At 74.0% G+C, this 16,961-nt stretch carries 16 protein-coding genes; 11 read left to right on the top strand and 5 right to left on the bottom strand.

Going from position 1 to position 16,961, the window contains the following annotated elements; all coding sequences use genetic code 11:
• Positions 1-8 precede the first annotated feature (8 nt).
• The 5 genes from RND61_RS27835 (at position 9) to RND61_RS27815 (ending at position 8,392) form a co-directional block, all read left to right on the top strand.
• Positions 9-1,292, top strand: a complete 1,284-nt coding sequence (locus tag RND61_RS27835; RefSeq protein ID WP_315880888.1) for a hypothetical protein — start codon at positions 9-11, stop codon at positions 1,290-1,292.
• Entirely contained in the window at positions 1,289-3,790 is a 2,502-nt protein-coding gene (locus RND61_RS27830; protein ID WP_315880887.1) for a serine/threonine-protein kinase, read from the top strand. The genes RND61_RS27835 and RND61_RS27830 overlap by 4 nt, the downstream gene beginning before the upstream one ends.
• Before the next feature lie 3 nt (positions 3,791-3,793).
• A complete protein-coding gene (locus RND61_RS27825; protein WP_315880886.1) occupies positions 3,794-5,215 on the top strand; it encodes a protein phosphatase 2C domain-containing protein in 1,422 nt (473 codons plus the stop codon).
• 63 nt (positions 5,216-5,278) lie between these two features.
• Complete coding sequence (locus RND61_RS27820) at positions 5,279-6,712, top strand: vWA domain-containing protein (protein ID WP_315880885.1); 1,434 nt, start codon at positions 5,279-5,281, stop codon at positions 6,710-6,712.
• Positions 6,713-6,757: 45 nt separating this feature from the next.
• The gene (locus RND61_RS27815) at positions 6,758-8,392 is read left to right on the top strand and encodes an FHA domain-containing protein (protein ID WP_315880884.1); all 1,635 of its coding nucleotides are present in this window, start codon (positions 6,758-6,760) and stop codon (positions 8,390-8,392) included.
• Here the strand turns inward: RND61_RS27815 and RND61_RS27810 are convergent.
• Positions 8,389-9,399, bottom strand: a complete 1,011-nt coding sequence (locus RND61_RS27810) for a methyltransferase domain-containing protein (protein ID WP_315880883.1) — start codon at positions 9,397-9,399, stop codon at positions 8,389-8,391. The two genes, RND61_RS27815 and RND61_RS27810, sit on opposite strands and share 4 nt — an antisense overlap.
• A 93-nt stretch (positions 9,400-9,492) precedes the next feature.
• On the opposite strand from RND61_RS27810, the gene RND61_RS27805 reads away from it, so the two are divergent.
• Positions 9,493-9,897 (top strand): globin, encoded by a 405-nt coding sequence (locus RND61_RS27805; protein ID WP_315880882.1) that lies wholly within the window; start codon positions 9,493-9,495, stop codon positions 9,895-9,897.
• A 187-nt stretch (positions 9,898-10,084) separates the two neighbouring features.
• Here RND61_RS27805 and RND61_RS27800 read toward each other — a convergent pair whose 3' ends face one another.
• Genes RND61_RS27800 through ettA form a run of 3 tightly spaced genes read right to left on the bottom strand, consistent with a single transcriptional unit; the run spans position 10,085 to position 12,877 of the window.
• Positions 10,085-10,768 carry a hypothetical protein gene (locus RND61_RS27800; RefSeq protein ID WP_315880881.1) on the bottom strand — a complete coding sequence of 228 codons (684 nt, stop codon included), beginning with the start codon at positions 10,766-10,768 and terminating at the stop codon, positions 10,085-10,087.
• Entirely contained in the window at positions 10,765-11,199 is a 435-nt protein-coding gene (locus RND61_RS27795; RefSeq protein WP_315880880.1) for an acyl-CoA thioesterase, read from the bottom strand. Before RND61_RS27795 ends, RND61_RS27800 begins: the two co-directional genes overlap by 4 nt.
• Before the next feature lie 13 nt (positions 11,200-11,212).
• Positions 11,213-12,877, bottom strand: coding sequence for an energy-dependent translational throttle protein EttA (gene ettA, locus RND61_RS27790; protein WP_315880879.1), 1,665 nt, complete (start codon positions 12,875-12,877; stop codon positions 11,213-11,215).
• A gap of 380 nt (positions 12,878-13,257) precedes the next feature.
• On the opposite strand from ettA, the gene RND61_RS27785 reads away from it, so the two are divergent.
• Complete coding sequence (locus RND61_RS27785) at positions 13,258-14,034, top strand: NUDIX domain-containing protein (protein ID WP_315880878.1); 777 nt, start codon at positions 13,258-13,260, stop codon at positions 14,032-14,034.
• On the opposite strand, the gene RND61_RS27780 is transcribed toward RND61_RS27785, so the two are convergent.
• On the bottom strand, positions 14,018-15,148 hold the full coding sequence (locus tag RND61_RS27780) for a helix-turn-helix domain-containing protein (protein WP_315880877.1): 1,131 nt from the start codon (positions 15,146-15,148) through the stop codon (positions 14,018-14,020). The genes RND61_RS27785 and RND61_RS27780 overlap by 17 nt on opposite strands.
• A 575-nt stretch (positions 15,149-15,723) precedes the next feature.
• Here RND61_RS27780 and RND61_RS27775 point away from each other — a divergent pair.
• The 4 genes from RND61_RS27775 to RND61_RS32770 form a co-directional block, all read left to right on the top strand.
• Complete coding sequence (locus RND61_RS27775) at positions 15,724-16,107, top strand: RapZ C-terminal domain-containing protein (RefSeq protein ID WP_315880876.1); 384 nt, start codon at positions 15,724-15,726, stop codon at positions 16,105-16,107.
• A gap of 99 nt (positions 16,108-16,206) precedes the next feature.
• Positions 16,207-16,428, top strand: coding sequence for a hypothetical protein (locus tag RND61_RS27770; protein ID WP_315880875.1), 222 nt, complete (start codon positions 16,207-16,209; stop codon positions 16,426-16,428).
• A gap of 93 nt (positions 16,429-16,521) precedes the next feature.
• The gene (locus RND61_RS27765; protein WP_315880874.1) at positions 16,522-16,788 is read left to right on the top strand and encodes a DUF6284 family protein; all 267 of its coding nucleotides are present in this window, start codon (positions 16,522-16,524) and stop codon (positions 16,786-16,788) included.
• Positions 16,785-16,961: DUF6303 family protein (locus tag RND61_RS32770; RefSeq protein WP_391654290.1), on the top strand; the 177-nt coding region annotated here is incomplete at its 3' end. The genes RND61_RS27765 and RND61_RS32770, both read left to right, overlap by 4 nt.

Here is a 16,961-nt window from a genome sequence, read left to right as displayed (position 1 = left end):
GGTGATCGATGGGCGTCACGGGTCCCCCCGGTCCGGTGATGGACCGGGACGAGGTGGACCGTGCGCTGGCACGCCTCGGCGCGGAGCACAAGGCGGTCGAGGACTCGCTGCTCGCGCTGCAGGACCACGCGGGCCGCAGGCTGCTCGAAGGCACCGCGCTGACCGGGACGACCGCGGAGCGCTGGGCCGCGACCGAGCGGACGACGGCGCTGCTGTGGACGTACTTCGACGCGTACACGGACGCGCTGCGCGCCGCCCGCGAGGTGCGCGCCCGGCGCCGCTGGCCGGAGCGCGAGGAGCTGGTGGAGCTGACGGAGCGGCTGTGCGGCGAGAGCGTCGCCGTGCCGGACGCGGCGGAGCCCGGGGCGCCGCCGAAGTCCTCCGCGTGCGCGCGGGTGGAGCGGTTCACGCTGGACCGGCTGGTCGCGCGGATGAACGAGCTGTATGCGCGCTCCCTCGACGTCGTCGTGTCGGCGGACGCCGTCTGGTCGGCGCTACCCGCCCGGATAGACCTGCTCGCGGCGGAGCTGAACCGGACGCGGTCACTGGCGCGTTCCGTCGGCGTGCGGCCCGGGGAGCACCCGGCGGGCGACGACCTGGAGGCCATCACCGAGGAGCTGACCGCGCTGCGCGCCCAGGTCGTCAGCGACCCGCTGGCGTTCTGGCGGCCGGCCGCGGGCAGTTCGGCGCCCGGCAGCGGACGGCCGGACACGGACCGGTACGACCGGGCCGCGCGGGCGCTGGAGGACGTACGCCGGGAGATCGAGGCGGTCCTCCAGGTGCGGCAGGACTCCGAGTCGCGGCTGCTGCGGCTGCGGGACCTGCTGTCGCGGGCCGACCGCACCCTCGCCGAGGCCCGCACCGCGCGCGTCGAGGTCCTGGCGAAGATCGCCGCGTCGGAAGTGCCGGTGGTGAGCGGCCCGCCGACCGCGCTGTACGAGCGGCTGGCGACCGCCGCCGAGTACCGGCGGCACGCCCGCTGGCACCGGCTGTCCCCGCTGCTGGAGGCGCTGGAGCGGGAGGCCGAGGAGGAGCTGCTGCGCGCCCGCGAGTCGCTGGCCGCGGTGACCGCGCCGCTCGCCGTCCGCGCCGAACTGCGCGGGCGCCTCGACGCGTACCGGGCGAGGACGGCCCGGCACGGGCTGGCGGACGACCCGGTCCTGAGCGAGCGGTACGACACGGCGCGCCGCATGCTGTGGAGCGCCCCGTGCGACCTGCGCGCCGCCGAGCGGGCCGTCCTGCGCTACCAGCGGGCGGCGAGCGAGGTCCTGTCGGCCGGGGGGCGCGGATGAGACCGTGCCAGCGCCCGGACTGCGACGGCGCGTACGAGGACGTGGGCGGCGGCGAGCTGTACTGCGACACGTGCGGGCTGGCCCCGGTCGTCGCCCCGGACGGCGCGGTGTCGTCACCGCCGACGAGCGCGATGTCGTCGCCGACGACGGGTGCGGTGGGCGGCGGGCCGGAGGGGGACGGCCCGGCGGGGTCGCCGTCCGCGCGCCCGTCCCGCTCCTCCGCCCGCCCGTCCCACCCGTCCCGTTCGGCGGGCTCGGCGGGTTCGCGCCGGTCGGGGTCCGGGCGGCCGGCGCGGGTCCTGTCGGGTCCGGCGACGGCGCGGTCCGTGTCGGTCCGCAGCTCCGGTTCCTCCAGCGGCCGTTCGGCGCGCGGACGGCTGGGCGCGGGCCTGGTGGCGGTGCCGGCCGTGCCGCGTCCCGATCCGCGTTCGGCGGTGATGGAGCGCCCGGAGGTGCCCGAGCGGCGGCGGTTCTGCTCCCGCTCCGACTGCGGGGCGCCGGTCGGCCGGGCGCGCGGCGGGCGGCCGGGCCGTACGGAGGGGTTCTGCACCCGGTGCGGCCACCCGTACTCGTTCGTGCCGAAGCTGCGGGCGGGCGACGTGGTGCACGGCCAGTACGAGGTGGCGGGCTGCCTCGCGCACGGCGGGCTCGGGTGGATCTACCTCGCCGTGGACCGGGCCGTCTCCGACCGGTGGGTGGTCCTCAAGGGCCTGCTGGACACGGGCGACCAGGACGCGATGGCGGCGGCGATCTCGGAGCGGCGGTTCCTCGCCGAGATCGAGCACGCCAACATCGTCCGCATCTACAACTTCGTGGAGCACCTGGACCAGCGGACGGGTTCGCTGGACGGGTACATCGTCATGGAGTACGTCGGCGGCAAGTCCCTGAAGGAGATCGCGAACGGGCGGCGCGGACCGGACGGCCGGCGCGACCCGCTGCCGGTCGAGCAGGCGTGCGCGTACGGCATCGAGGCGCTGGAGGCGCTGGGACACCTGCACAGCAGGAACCTGCTGTACTGCGACTTCAAGGTCGACAACGCGATCCAGAGCGAGGACCAGCTGAAGCTGATCGACATGGGCGCGGTGCGGCGGATGGACGACCACGAGTCGGCCGTCTACGGCACGGTCGGCTACCGGGCGCCCGAGGTCGCGGAGGTGGGCCCGTCGGTCGCGTCGGACCTGTACACGGTGGCGCGGACGCTGGCGGTGCTGACGTTCGACTTCCACGGCTACACGAACGTGTTCGCGGACTCGCTGCCGGAGCCGGAGCACATCGAGGTGTTCCGGCGGTACGAGTCGTTCCACCGGCTGCTGGTCCGGGCGACGGACCCGGACCCGGCACGGCGGTTCGCGTCCGCGCAGGAGATGGCGGAGCAGCTGACGGGGGTCCTGCGGGAGGTCGTCGCCCTCCGGACGGGCACGCCGAGACCGGCCCTGTCGCCCCTGTTCGGCCCGGAGCCGCGGGTGGCGGACACGGTCCTGTTCGCGGAGCCCGGCGGGGAGGTCTCCCTCCTGGGCCCGCGCGCGCGGCGCCGCAGAAAGGGCGCCCCGGCGGCGGTCGGGCCGGTGCCGCTGCTCGCCGCGCCGGACGCGCGGGGCGCGGCGCTCGCGCTGCCCGTGCCGCACGTCGATCCGGACGACCCGAACGCCGCGTTCCTGGCCGGGCTCGTGGCGTCCGGCCCGGCCGAGCTGGCGGCCGCCCTGCGGGCCGCCCCGGCCGACTCGCCCGAGCTGCGCCTGCGGGAGCTGCGGGCCCTGCTGGAGCTGGGGGACGCGCCGGCCGCCGTACGCGTGCTGGACGCGTTGGAGCGGTCGTACCCGGACGACTGGCGGGTCGTCTGGTGCCGCGGCGTCGTCTCCCTGGCGACCGGCGGCACGGCCACGGCCGCGGCGGCGTTCGACGCGGTGTACGGCGCCTTCCCCGGGGAACCGGCGCCCAAGCTGGCGCTGGCCGTCTGCGCCGAGGTGCTCGGCCGGCCGGACGGCGCCGCCGCGTACTACCGCCTCGTGTGGACGGCGGACCCCAGCCACGTGGGCGCGGCGTTCGGCCTGGCCCGCGTCCAGCTGGCGGCGGGCGACCGGGGGGCCGCGGTGCGTACGCTGGAGTCCGTGCCCGAGTCGTCGATCCACTACACCGCGGCGCGCGTCGCGGCGGTGCGCGCGCGGCTCCGCCGGCGGGACCCGGCGGAGCCGCTGCGGGACGACCTGTACGCGGCGGCGCGCCAGGTGGCGGCGCTCGACACCCTGGGGCTCGACCCGGTGCGGCGCGAACGGCTGTCGGTGGAGGTGCTGGGCCTGGCCCTCGACTGGTGGCTGTCGGGGCGGCCCGGCGGCCTGCCCCCGGACCAGGAACTGCTGGGCAGCGAACTCCACGAGCGCGGGCTGCGGTTCGGCCTGGAGCGCTCGTACCGGGGGCTCGCCCGGCTCGCCCAGCGGGGCGATGAAAGGATCGAACTGGTGGAACGGGCCAACCGGTTCCGCCCCCGGACGTGGGTGTGATCGATGTCTCAGACGCATCAACTGTCGGCCTGCCCGGGCTGCTCGGAGCCGCTGGAGGCGGGTGACCGGTTCTGCGGGGCGTGCGGGTACGACCTGTCGGCCGTGCCCGAGCCGCCCCCGGACCACCCCACGGTGGCCCTGGCCACCCCGCCGCCCGCGCCCCCGGCGGCGCCCCCGCCGCCCGGTCCGCCCGGACCGTCCGCGGCGCCCGGCGGCCCGGCGTACCCGGCTGCGGCTCCCGCGCCCCCGCCCGGTCCCGTACCGCCGCCGGTCGCCGCGCCGTCCCCCGCGCCCCCGGCGCCCTGGACCGGGCCGACGCCCCCGGCGCCCGCCGCACCCCCGCAGGGCCCGCAGGGCCCGCAGGCCCCACCGGTCCCGCTCACGCCGCCGGACGCCCCCGAGCCGTCCGTGCGGCACGACGACCCCCACGGGGACTTCGAGCTCGCGGCGCCCGACCCCCGGGTCGCCCTCCGCCCCGCCGCCACCGGCGGGACCCGCTGCGTGGCCTGCCGGGCCGGGCGGGTCGCGGCGGACGGGTACTGCGAGAACTGCGGACACAAACAGCCACGGGAGCGGGACCACATGGAACGGGAGATGGGGCGCGCCGTCGCCGCCGTCAGCGACCGGGGGCTGCGGCACCACCGCAACGAGGACGCGTTCGCCGTGTCGACCGCCCCCCTCCCGGACGGTTCGTCCGCCGTCGTCGCGATCGTCTGCGACGGCGTGTCCTCCGCGTACCGCCCCGACGACGCCTCGGCCGCCGCCGCCCGCGCCGCCGACGCCTCCCTCCGGGCCGCGCTCCCCCTCGGCGCCAGCCCCCGGCAGGCGATGCACGACGCCATCGTCGCCGCGTCCGACGCCGTCAACGCCCTCGCCGTCGAGCCCCCCGCCGAGGGCCCCGACGGCTTCGAGCACGACGCGCACCGCCACCGCAACGCCCCGGCCTGCACCCTCGTCGGCGCCGTCGCCGCGAACGGCCTCCTCGTCGTCGGCTGGGTCGGCGACAGCCGCGCCTACTGGGTGCCCGACAACCGCGCCGTCCCGGCGGCCCGGCTCACCGAGGACGACTCGTGGGCCGCCCAGATGGTCTCGGCGGGCCTGATGGACGAGGCCGAGGCGTACGCGGACGAGCGCGCCCACGCCATCACCGGCTGGCTCGGCGCCGACGCCTACGAACTGGAGCCGCACACGGCCGTGTTCCAGCCGGACCGCCCCGGCGTGGTCGTCGTCTGCACGGACGGCCTGTGGAACTATGCCGAGGCCGCCGGCGACATGGCCCGCGTCCTCCCCGCCGACGCCGCCGAGCGCCCCCTGCACGGCGCGCGCGTCCTGGTCGGGCACGCCCTCGACGGCGGCGGCCACGACAACGTCACGGTGGCGCTGGTGCCGTTCGCCGTGCCGGAGCCGGGGGCGGTGTCGGCCTGACCGGGGCGCGAGCCCGCTTCCGTCCGTTGTTGTGGAGCACCAAGGAGCCCGGGAGACGACCAGATGGCGAACTTCTCCAAGTCCAGCGTGCCGCGGTTCTCGGTGGACGTGTACCAGAACGAGTACCTGCCGGAGGGCGGGCGCGAGGTGAACGCCGTCGTGACGGTCTCCGCCACGGGCGGCGGTACGACGGGCGGGGCGCCGCTGCCCGCCGAGGCCGCCCGGCACGTACCGCACCAGCGCGACCCGGCGCACGACCGCCGGGCGCCCGGCGGCTCCGGGCACGGCACGGCGGCCGGGCCGCGGCGCGACGCCGCGGTCGTCCTGATGGTCGACTGCTCCGGCTCCATGGAGTACCCGCCGGCGAAGATGCGCCACGCCCGCGACGCCACCGCCGCCGCGGTCGACACCCTCCGCGACGGCGTGTGCTTCGCCGTCGTCGCCGGCACCCACGTCGCCCGGGAGGTGTACCCGGGCGACGGCCGCCTCGCCACCGCCTGCGCGAGGACGCGCGCCGAGGCGAAGGAGGCCCTGCGGCACCTGGTCCCCGGCGGGGGCACCGCCATCGGTACGTGGCTGCGGCTCGCCGACCGGCTGCTCGCGGCCTCCGGCGCCGCCATCCGCCACGGCGTCCTCCTCACGGACGGGCGCAACGAGCACGAGGCGCCGCAGGACCTGCGGGCGGCGCTCGACGCCTGCGCGGGCCGGTTCACCTGCGACGCGCGGGGCGTCGGCACCGACTGGGAGGTGAGGGAGGTCACCGGCGTCGCCTCCGCGCTGCTCGGCACGGCCGACATCGTCGCCGACCCGGCGGGCCTCGCCGCGGACTTCACGCGGATGATGGAGCACGCGATGGGCAAGGAGGTCCCGGACGTCGCGCTGCGGCTGTGGACACCGGCCGGCGCGGAGATCGTCTTCGTGAAGCAGGTCGCACCGGCCGTGGAGGACCTGACGGGCCGCCGTACGGAAGCGGGGCCGCGCGCCGGGGACTACCCGACGGGCTCGTGGGGCGACGAGTCGCGCGACTACCACCTGTGCGTGCGGGTACCGGCGGCCGGCCTCGGCCAGGAGATGCTCGCCGCGCGCGTGTCCCTGGTCCAGGCCGACCCGGCCGGGGGGCCGCCCCGGACGCTGGGGCAGGGACTCGTACGGGCGGTGTGGACGGCCGACGCGGCGGCTTCGTCCCCCATCGACCCGCAGGTCGCGCACTACACGGGCCAGGCCGAACTCGCCCGTGCCATCCAGCAGGGTCTGGAAGCACGCAAGTCGGGCGATCTGCACGGCGCGACGGCCAGGCTCGGGCGCGCGGTGCAGTTGGCCGCCGCCTCGGGGAACGCGGACACCGCGAAGCTGCTTTCGAAGGTGGTCGACGTCGTCGACGCGGCGACGGGTACTGTGCGACTGAAGGCCAAGGTCGCGGACGCGGACGAGATGACGCTCGAGACCCGGTCCACGAAGACGGTTCGCGTGAACCGGACGCACAGGAAGAAGCCGTGACGACGGCCGCAGCGGCGGCCGGCGTGGAGAGGGGGAAGGGCCGAGATGCCGACCTGCCCGAACGGACACCAGTCGGGTGCCGACGACTGGTGCGAGGTCTGCGGCCACCGCATGGCCGGGGCGGGCGCGCCTGCGGGTGCCGTGCCGCCGCCTCCTCCCCCGCCCCCGCCGCCGGCGGCCCCCGGGTACGGCTACCCGGGCCCCTCGGGCGGCGACCCCCACGCCACGCAGCAGGCGGAGCTGTGCCCGCAGTGCCGTACGCCCCGGGAGGCGATGGCGCCGTTCTGCGAGGAGTGCCGGTGGAACTTCCTCACCAACACGGCCACGTCGTACACGCCGATCTCCCCTCCGCCGCCCCCGTCCCGGCCGGGCGGCGGGCTGAACCTGCCGCCCGGCTTCACGTCGGCGCCGCGCCCGCCGGACCCGTACGAGTACCAGGGCTCCCGCCCGTCGCAGGTGAACCGCCCGGCAGAGCCCCTGCCCGCTGAGCCCGGCCCGCGGGAGCCCTCCTTCGCGCCGCCCCCCGGCCAGGAGTCCTCCCCCTTCGACGGTCCCCGCCCGGACCGGTCGGCGGGCCCCGACCGGGGCGGCCCGGCGTTCGGCCGCGACGGCGCGCCCGCACGGGGGCCGCACGGCGGACCGGGCACGCCCCACCAGCCCTTCGGCCCCGGCAACGGCCCCGGCCCCGCGGCCGGCGGCCCGTCCTTCGGCGGACACCCGGGCGGCCCGACTCCCGGCGGTCCGACCCCCGGCGGTCCGGCGTACGGCCCGGGTGGCCCCGGCCACACCCCCGGAGCCCCCGGACAGAATCCCGGGTCCCCCGGTCAGGGTCCCGGAGCCCCCGGTCAGGGTTCCCCCGGTGGCCCCGGCAGCCCCTCTCACGGCGCTCCGGCCTTCGGCCCGGGGGCCGCGCCCGCTTCCGGCGGCGCACCCGGCCAGGAGACCGGCCCGGGGAGCGGTGGGCCCGCGTCGGCGCAGGCCGCGCCCGGCTCTGCGACGCCCCGGGCGTTCCGACAGCCCGACGCCGTCGGCGACGACGACTGGGTACTGCCTCCGCCGTCCCAGCCGCAGCACGGGCAGCACCCGCAGCCACCCGCACAGGGGCAGCCCCCGCACGGACAGGCACACCCGCAGCACCCGCAGGGACAGGCCCCGCCGCCCCAGCCGCAGTACGGGCAACCCCCGCACGGGCAGGCGCAGCAGCACGGGCAACCCCCACAGCACGAGCAGCCACAGCACCCGCAGCACCCGCAGCACCCGCAGGCGGACGCGCCCGCCGGGTGGGCCGTCGTCGTGCGGCCCGACCGCGAGTACTTCATGGCCATGATGCGCCGCAGCGGCCCCGAAGCGGCGAGCCTCAACCTGCCCGCCTACTCGCCCGAGCGGCGCGTGCCGCTGACCGGGCAGCAGGTGACGGTCGGCCGCCGCCGGCAGTCGACGGGCGAGTCGCCGGACATCGACCTGTCGGTGCCGCCGGAGGACCCGGGCGTGTCGCACCAGCACGCCGTGTTCGTGCGGCAGCCCGACGGCTCCTGGGTGGTGATGGACCAGAACTCCACCAACGGCACGACCGTGAACGGCTCCGACGAGCCGATCCAGCCCTACGTGCCCGTACCGCTCCAGGACGGCGACCGCGTCCACGTGGGCGCCTGGACGACGCTCACCGTCGTACGGGGCTAGCCGCCGGCCCGGTCCCGCCGGGCCGGCTCCCCCAGGGGCCAGGCGTACGGGCCCTCGGGGTCGTCCAGCCACGCCCACTGCCGGCCGCCGCGAACGGTCACGCCGTACCGCTCGCGGGCCGGGCGGCCCTCGCGCCGCCACAGGTCGTACGCCTCGTGCGGGTCGAGGCGGCCCGACACGAGGGTCAGCAGGAAGCGGAACAGGTCGCTGTCGAGCGCGCGCCGGGGCAGCCCGCCGGTGCGCGGCTCCGGCGCGGCCGGGAGGGCGCCGCGCAGCGGGACGAAGTACGCGGACGTGGGGAGGAACCGGCCCTCCGCGTGCTCGGCGTCCTCGACGCGCAGCCGGACGATCCCCGTGGACAGCGGCGCGACGACGTACGCGCCCGGCCGGCACTGGGCCGGCCACCCGGGCGGTACGGACGGCAGGGCGCAGGTGGCGACGATCCGGTCGAAGGGCGCCCGGTCCGGGCAGCCGCGGGCGCCGTCGCCGGTGACGACGGCGGGGTGGTGGCCGGCCGCGTGGAGGTGGGCGCGGGCGGCGTCGGTGATGTCGGCGTCGATGTCGACGGTCGTGACGTGCGCGTCGCCCAGCCGGTGGGACAGGAGGGCCGCGTTGTACCCGGAGCCGGCGCCGATCTCCAGCACGGTGTCGCCGTCCCGCACGTCGAGGGCGTGCAGCATGTCGGCCATGAGGGACGGTTGGCTGGCGGACGACACGAGGTCGCCGCCGCGCAGCCGGGTGCCCAGCGGCTCGTCCTCGTACGCGCCCTCCAGCCAGCGCCGCCGGCCCTCCGGGTCGGGGTCGTCGTACCGCAGCCGCTCGTACCCGCCGAGGGTGCCGACGTAGTAGTACGGCACGAACAGGTGGCGCGGGACCTCCTCGAACGCCGCCCGCCAGGCCGGGTCGGGCAGTGCGCCCCCGGCGGCGAGCGCGGTCACCAGCCGGTGCCTCGCCTCGGCGGCGGCCTCGGCGAACGGGTCCCGCTCTCGCTCCACACCCACAGCCATATGTCCACTATCGCCGTTTTTCCATGGGGAGGGCGCGGGTCCGGCGGTCCTAGGGCCGGGGTCTTCCGCCGGCGCGTCTGAGACGATGGACGGGTGAATGAGATTCCGCGCGGCACTCTCCAGGAGCAGACGTTCTACGAGCAGGTGGGCGGCGAGCAGACGTTCCGGCGGCTCGTCCACCGCTTCTACCAGGGCGTCGCCGAGGACCCGCTGCTGCGGCCGATGTACCCGGAGGAGGACCTGGGCCCGGCCGAGGAGCGGCTCGCGCTGTTCCTGATGCAGTACTGGGGCGGCCCCCGCACGTACAGCGACCGCCGCGGGCACCCGCGGCTGCGGATGCGGCACGCCCCGTTCGTGGTGGACAGGGCGGCGCACGACGCGTGGCTGAAGCACATGCGGGACGCCGTGGACGAGCTCGGGCTGTCCGAGGAGCACGAGCGGCAGTTGTGGGACTACCTCACGTACGCGGCCGCGTCGATGGTCAACACCGCCGGCTGAACCGGCGGCGCGCGGCGGGTCCGCGCCCGAACGGCCCGGCGGCCCCGGAGCAGCGGCCCCGGAGCGGCGGATCTCAGGGTGGCCGGCCCCAGGGTGACTGCTCCCCAGTCCGGCGGATCTCAGGGTGGCCGACCCCAGGGCGACTGCTCCCCGGTCCGGGGGATCTCAGGGGCGGAGGCCCCGGGTCTCAGGGGCGGCGGACGGGGGTGACGCCCAGCTTCCCGAGGCCCGTGGCCGTGCGCACGGCCACGGAGCCGTAGGGGGTGCGCAGCCGCAGCCACGGCCCGGCGGACAGCAGCACCACGGGCACCTCGTGCGGGACGGCCCCGGCCGGCGGCAGGAAGCCCAGCGCCTGGGCGGCGTGCGCGGCGCGCAGCGGAAGCCCCGTGCCGGCGAGGGCACGGGACCATATCTCACGGCCGATCCGGTCGCGTTCCGCACGGGTGCGGTGCTGCGGCGGCAACTGCTCGTCCCGCGCGCGGAACTCGGCGACCGCCGCGGCGACGGCGCCGCGCAACCCGGCGGCGTCCGGCAGGCCGGGCACCTCGCGCCAGCCGCCGCGCGGCGGGAGGAGCCCGCTCCACGGCGGGCCGGTGACGGGCGCGGGCACGATCGCCTTGCCCGCCGCCTCCTCGATGCCGTCGAGCAGCTCACCGGCGGAGACGGTCGTGTCGAGGGCCGTGTCGTCGAGGAGGGCCGCCGTGCGGACGGCGAGGACCTCGAACGACGGCGGGCGACCGAAGACGGCCAGGGCCCCGCCGCCCGCCTGGAGGCGGACGGCGGCGGCCCGGTCGTAGTGGATCAGCCGGGCCAGGAAGGCGGCGATGCCCGCCGCCTCCCGGCCCTCGGCGAAGTGCAGCGGCACCGTCATGCGACGGCGCCCTCCGAACGCATCCCGTCGTCCACGTACTCCTGGAGGAACGCCCGCTCCTCGGCGGTGATGCGGCGCGGGCGCTGCGCCTGGAGGTCGTAGGGGACGACCACCGTGGAAGCCCGTACGTACACCTGGTCGGGGTCCTTGATCTCGTACGCGATCGTCAGGGACGCCGCGCCGATCTTGGTGACCCAGGACTCGATGGTCACCGGCTCGTGCCGGTGGACCAGCGGCCGTACGTAGTCGATCTCGTGGCGGGCCACGACGGACCCGCCGGAGAACGACGGGGAGCCGTCCCCCGGCGCCAGCCGGAACATGAAGTCGATCCGGGCCTCCTCCAGGTAGCGGAGGAAGACCACGTTGTTGACGTGCCCGAAGGCGTCCATGTCCGACCAGCGCAGGGGGCAGCTGTAGATGTGCCGAGCCACTCGAAGCGCCGCCTCAGCCCCGGGTGAGCTTCTTGTACGTGGCACGGTGCGGACGGGCCGCGTCCGGGCCGAGGCGCTCGACCTTGTTCTTCTCGTACGACTCGTAGTTGCCCTCGAACCAGAACCACTTGGAGTCGCCCTCGTACGCCAGGATGTGCGTGGCGACGCGGTCGAGGAACCAGCGGTCGTGGGAGACGACCACGGCGCAGCCGGGGAACTCCAGCAGCGCGTTCTCCAGGGAGGACAGGGTCTCGACGTCGAGGTCGTTGGTCGGCTCGTCGAGGAGCAGCAGGTTGCCGCCCTGCTTGAGGGTGAGCGCCAGGTTGAGGCGGTTGCGCTCACCGCCGGAGAGGACGCCGGCCGGCTTCTGCTGGTCCGGGCCCTTGAAGCCGAACGCGGACACGTAGGCGCGGGACGGCATCTCGACCTGGCCGACGTTGATGTAGTCGAGCTCGTCGGAGACCACGGCCCACAGGGTCTTCTTGGGGTCGATGTTCTCGCGGCTCTGGTCGACGTAGCTGATCTTGACGGTGTCGCCGATGCGGATGGTGCCGGAGTCGGGCTGCTCCAGTCCCTGGATCATCTTGAACAGCGTGGTCTTGCCGGCGCCGTTCGGGCCGATGACGCCGACGATGCCGTTGCGCGGGAGGGTGAAGCTGAGGTCGTCGATGAGGACCTTGTCGCCGAATGCCTTGCTGAGGTTCTCGACCTCGACGACGACGTTGCCCAGGCGCGGGCCCGGCGGGATCTGGATCTCCTCGAAGTCCAGCTTCCGCATCTTGTCGGCCTCGGCGGCCATCTCCTCGTACCGGGCGAGGCGGGCCTTGGACTTGGCCTGCCGGCCCTTGGCGTTGGAGCGGACCCACTCCAGCTCTTCCTTGAGCCGCTTGGCGCGCTTGGCGTCCTTCTGGCCCTCGACCTTGAGGCGGGCCTGCTTCGTCTCCAGGTAGGTGGAGTAGTTGCCCTCGTAGCCGATGGCGCGACCGCGGTCGAGCTCCAGGATCCAACCGGCGACGTTGTCGAGGAAGTACCGGTCGTGGGTGATGGCGACGACGGTGCCGTCGTACTTGGCGAGGTGCTGCTCCAGCCACTGGACGGACTCGGCGTCCAGGTGGTTGGTGGGCTCGTCGAGGAGGAGCAGGTCGGGCGCCTCCAGCAGCAGCTTGCAGAGCGCGACGCGGCGCTTCTCGCCACCGGAGAGGTTGGTGACCTGCCAGTCGCCGGGCGGGCAGCCCAGGGCGTCCATGGCCTGCTCCAGCTGGGCGTCGAGGTCCCAGGCGTTGGCGTGGTCGAGCTCCTCCTGGAGCCTGCCCATCTCCTCCATCAGCTCGTCGGTGTAGTTGGTCGCCATCTCCTCGGCGATCGCGTTGAACCGGTCGAGCTTGCCCTTGACCTCGGCGACGCCCTCCTGGACGTTCTCCAGGACGGTCTTCTCCTCGTTGAGCGGGGGCTCCTGGAGGAGGATGCCGACCGTGTAGCCGGGCGACAGGAACGCGTCGCCGTTGGAGGGCTGCTCCAGACCCGCCATGATCTTGAGCACGGTGGACTTACCGGCGCCGTTCGGGCCGACCACACCGATCTTCGCGCCGGGCAGGAAGCTCAGCGTCACGTCATCGAGGATGACCTTGTCGCCGTGCGCCTTGCGCGTCTTGCGCATCGTGTAGATGTACTCAGCCAAGAGAAACCGTCCGGCAATCAGTAGGAGTCGATTCGCGGCTCCGCCGCATGAGGGCAGATACACCCCATCTTGCCTGACCGCCACCCCCAGACGAAAACGAGTAGGTGGGGGGCCTCTGACCTGCGACGCAGTGCGGGCCGTTCGAGTTGATCAGGTGGTCATTGGTGGCCGTTGGTGACTGTTGGCGGCCCTCTGACGGCCCAGAGACGGCCCAGGAAAGGCCGGGAAGCGCAGCTCAGGCAGCCAGAACCTTGCACACGCACCCTCGCTTCCAGCGCGGGTGACGGCGACGAAGAGAGATTCGAATGGCAGAGTCAATCGCTCGGCTCCCTCGATACGCTGGCCAGCAACAGCCGTCGATCCGGGAGTGTGCGCCGAGGATGGGACCCAAGACGCAGAGGGTCTACGAGACGATCCGGTCCTGGATCGAGTCGGGTCGGTACGGACCGGGAGACAAGCTGCCGTCGGAACGCGCGCTGAGCGCCGAGCTGGAGATCGGCCGTACGGCGCTGCGCCAGGTCATGGCACGGCTCGCCAATGAGCGGTTCATCAAGGCGTACGACCGCAGCGCCTACCGGGTCGCGGGTGGAGAAGGGGTCCCCACGCCGCCCGACCTGGATTCGTGGCAGATCCACGGCAGCCGTCGCATCTACGAGAACCGCTGGGTGAATCTCGACCTGGTGGACGTCGAGCCGCCTGGGGTGGAGCGCTTCGAGCACCACGTCGTCCGGCTGCACCACGTCGCGATCACCGCCGTGGTCGACGACCAAGAGCGCGTCCTCATGTTGTGGCGGTACCGCTTCGTCCCCGACCAGTGGGGTTGGGAGCTTCCCGGTGGCATCGTGGACGCGGGCGAGGACGCCGCCGTCACGGCCACCCGTGAAACCGAGGAGGAGACGGGCTGGCGACCGACGAAGGTCGAGCATGTCGTCACGTACCAGCCAATGATCGGCATGGTGGACTCGCCACACGAGATCTTCGTGTCGCGCGGCGCCACAAAGGTCGGGGAGCCGACCGACGCGGAGGAGGCCGGGCACGTCGCCTGGATTCCCCTGGACGAGATTCCCAGGCTCATGGGCGAGGGCAAGCTGCTGGGGTCAGGAACGCTGGTGGCTCTCCTTCACCTCCTCTCCTCGCGGCCTACAGCCGCCCGGTAAGCAGCTCCACGCGTCGGCGGTACCGCACAGACCCGGTTCGGTTCGCCAGCAGTCTGGCCTGCTGTAGGTGGGTACGCGCCTCGTCCAGCTCGTTGCGGGCGAGGTGTGCTTGCGTGAGGTCGCAGTGCAGGCCCGACCGCGCGCGGACAAAGGACGGGTCAGCGCTGTCCAGGGAGGCATACAGCTCGTCCATCGCTGACCCGTCTCCGAGTTTGGCCAGCACGTTTCCGCGCCATCGGGCGAGGTGTCCCGTGTTGAGGAAGATGCTCAGCATGTCGGGATCGCGCGACTCTCCGTCGTCCGGCAGCAGGGCTGTTGCCCGGTCCATGGCTGCCCGAGCGTCCGACTCCATCCCCCCGGCGGCGGCACACAGTTCGGCCTCCGCTGCGGCGAGCCATGCACGCAGCCGGGGCGACTGCTGCTCGGGCTGGGTCTGCTGCGCGGTCCGCACCAGTTCGACGGCGAGCTGCGGGCGGCCAGCATCGGCCAGCACGTACGCCTGCTCGCCCATGGCATGCGCCAGGTACAGCGGTGACTCGGCATCTTGGGCAGCCTTCTTGGCCAGCTCGTACCGCCTCCACGCTCGTTCGACGGCGCCCGCGTCCAGGGCCTGCCACGCGGCGAGGGTGGAGGCCCCGGCGAGGGCTGTCGCGATGGGGCGTCGCGTGCCCGGCAGTACCGCGAAAGTCAGCGCGTCCTCCATGGCCGCGAGGTGACCGTTCATCTGGTCGATCAGACCGGTAGCACCCATCTGCCGGTCCATGGTCCGCAACAACTCGGTCTGGTCGTAGAACGACTGGACCATGGACTCGCTGAGACTGCCCGCCGAGTCGATACGGCTCAGGAGATCTCCGTACCCGTCCGCTTGGGGAGGAGGCGACTCAACCTCTCCTCGCAGCTCAGCATCGGTGACACCGAGAAGTGGCCGCAGTATCCCGGCGTACCGGTCACTGACCGTACGGCGCCCGTTCTCCCACTCGGAGACGTACGTCTTCAGGCTCGCCGCCGAGGCGATGTCCAACAGCCGCCGCTCCGCGAAGCGCTGCATTTCGTAGATCAAACGGTCCTGCGACCAGCCTCGCGCCATCCTGGCTGCCCTTAACCCCGTCGCCATGCCGCCTCCATAAAGCCGCAGGTGAGAGCTGGTTAACACCCTTGAGGTTAACCCCCGTTGGCTACCGAGGCACCCCGTTCCGGCCGTTCCCTGGAGACGCACGCCGACACCAGTTGCACCGCAAGGGTTGCATCTGGTGCGCACCAGATGCCAATCTGTTGGTGCGCACCAGATGGCTTCTCGGAGCGGAATGGCGCGCATGGGAGGGCCTTCTTTGGGCTGCTCCCGACGCCCGGAGGGCCCCCGCGAGACGGGATCAGCTCGAAGGAAGCGATTGCTGGCTTGAGAACTCAATAGGGGACATTCAGGCATCTGCGACAAGCCGTAGGCCCTGCCGCGCGAGTAGCAAGCACCTTCTCCCAGGCCGCCCTTGCGGGGTGGACAAGTGATCCGTGCGCGCGGTGAGACAAGGGCAAAGTTCGCGGGCCCCGCTGGGGCCGTAACGCTTCGCCACCTCCGCAGCCATCGGTTGCGGCCGGTTGCCTCCTCTGCCCGTCCGGGACCTCTTGCGGGGTGTCGTACGGGCGGGGTTGAGGGGAGCCGGAAGGCCCGTTCCCGATCCGTAGGAGCCCGTCATGAGCGCCACTGTTGAGATCGTTTCGTTCGGCTACCTGCACGCCCCCGAGCCCAAGGCTCACCTGACCATGGATCTGCGTCAGCACTTCCGTGACCCGCACGTCAGCCCGGAGCTGCGGTACATGACCGCGGATGACGCGCCGGTCCGGGATGCCGTGATGTCCACGCCGGGCATTGCCGCGCTGGTCGAGGCGACGGCGGCCGCGGTCGTCGCGTTCGCGTCGGGCCCGAGTGCCGGGCCGGTGGTCGTGGCCGACGGATGCGCCGGGGGCCGTCACCGCGCGCCGACGTTCGCCCGTGCCCTGGCCGCCCGCCTCCGGGCCGATGGCCACACGGTCACGGTGCACCACCGGGACCTGGACAAGCCCGTCGTCCAGCGCTGAACCCCTGCCTCTGGTCGGTTGCCTGTGGTCCCGGACTCGTTCCTGGGCCGCTGGGAGCCGGGACAGTCCCGAGCCCGCCGCATTCCACAAGGAGTCCTCATGGGTGCCGCCCGTCACTTCTTCCGCCGCTCCGAGGTGTCCGACGCGCAGGTCGCCGCCGACATCAAGGCTGACGTCGAGTCCTCCCGCAAGGCGGAGCGCACGTTCATGGCCGCTGGCCAGCACCGCCTGGCGGAGGACATGCGCAAGGCCACCGACGAGTACCTGGACGAGTACAACGACCTGAAGTCGGGCCGCTGGTCCCCCAAGCACGCCCGCTGACCCTCGCACACCCCCGAAACGGCAAGAGGCCCCGGAGTTGCAGCTCCGGGGCCTCGTTCTGGGCCGTTCCTGTCTGAAGGGATGCACGACCCAATGAAGTCCATCGCTGCACTTCACGCGGCTGTTACGGCCGTGCCGTTCGACGGTGAGCCGTCGGCGGCGGAGCTGGACGCGATCGAGCAGGAGCTTCCGCTGATCCTGGCGGAAGTGGACCTGCTGGACGCGCAGATCATGACCCTGGACCGGCCGGTCACGGAGCTGGACACCCGGCGCATGCGCCGGGCCCGCCACCGCGTCCTGACCGCCCGCCGGAACCTGACGAACCGCGCCGGTACGGCGCTGGCGGGAGGTGCGGCATGAAGCCCAGCGCGCGCCTGTCCAACAGCTTCGCCGGTGAGTGGGAGCTGTACGTGGTCACCAACCTGACCAGCCTCAACTGGCCCGAGCACTCCTTCGAGCGGACCGGGCCGATTCCGACCCTGGAGGAGCGGGCCGACGCGCTGGCGCTGCTGGGCTACGCCGTCGTGGAGGGT

The sequence above is a fragment of the Streptomyces tamarix genome (assembly GCF_032423885.1).
Taxonomy (GTDB): Bacteria; Actinomycetota; Actinomycetes; order Streptomycetales; family Streptomycetaceae; genus Streptomyces; species Streptomyces tamarix.
The sequence above is the reverse complement of the archived record's forward strand: the minus strand, read 5'-3'. Positions and strand labels throughout refer to the sequence as shown.

What these genes read in the sequence shown, in the direction of transcription:
- RND61_RS27835 (WP_315880888.1), top strand. Translation starts at nt 9, where the DNA reads ATGGGCGTCACGGGTCCCCCCGGTCCGGTGATGGACCGGGACGAGGTG.
- RND61_RS27830 (WP_315880887.1), top strand. Translation starts at nt 1,289, where the DNA reads ATGAGACCGTGCCAGCGCCCGGACTGCGACGGCGCGTACGAGGACGTG.
- RND61_RS27825 (WP_315880886.1), top strand. Translation starts at nt 3,794, where the DNA reads ATGTCTCAGACGCATCAACTGTCGGCCTGCCCGGGCTGCTCGGAGCCG.
- RND61_RS27820 (WP_315880885.1), top strand. Translation starts at nt 5,279, where the DNA reads ATGGCGAACTTCTCCAAGTCCAGCGTGCCGCGGTTCTCGGTGGACGTG.
- RND61_RS27815 (WP_315880884.1), top strand. Translation starts at nt 6,758, where the DNA reads ATGCCGACCTGCCCGAACGGACACCAGTCGGGTGCCGACGACTGGTGC.
- RND61_RS27810 (WP_315880883.1), bottom strand. Translation starts at nt 9,399, where the DNA reads ATGGCTGTGGGTGTGGAGCGAGAGCGGGACCCGTTCGCCGAGGCCGCC.
- RND61_RS27800 (WP_315880881.1), bottom strand. Translation starts at nt 10,768, where the DNA reads ATGACGGTGCCGCTGCACTTCGCCGAGGGCCGGGAGGCGGCGGGCATC.
- RND61_RS27785 (WP_315880878.1), top strand. Translation starts at nt 13,258, where the DNA reads ATGGGACCCAAGACGCAGAGGGTCTACGAGACGATCCGGTCCTGGATC.
- RND61_RS27780 (WP_315880877.1), bottom strand. Translation starts at nt 15,148, where the DNA reads ATGGCGACGGGGTTAAGGGCAGCCAGGATGGCGCGAGGCTGGTCGCAG.
- RND61_RS27775 (WP_315880876.1), top strand. Translation starts at nt 15,724, where the DNA reads ATGAGCGCCACTGTTGAGATCGTTTCGTTCGGCTACCTGCACGCCCCC.
- RND61_RS27770 (WP_315880875.1), top strand. Translation starts at nt 16,207, where the DNA reads ATGGGTGCCGCCCGTCACTTCTTCCGCCGCTCCGAGGTGTCCGACGCG.
- RND61_RS27765 (WP_315880874.1), top strand. Translation starts at nt 16,522, where the DNA reads ATGAAGTCCATCGCTGCACTTCACGCGGCTGTTACGGCCGTGCCGTTC.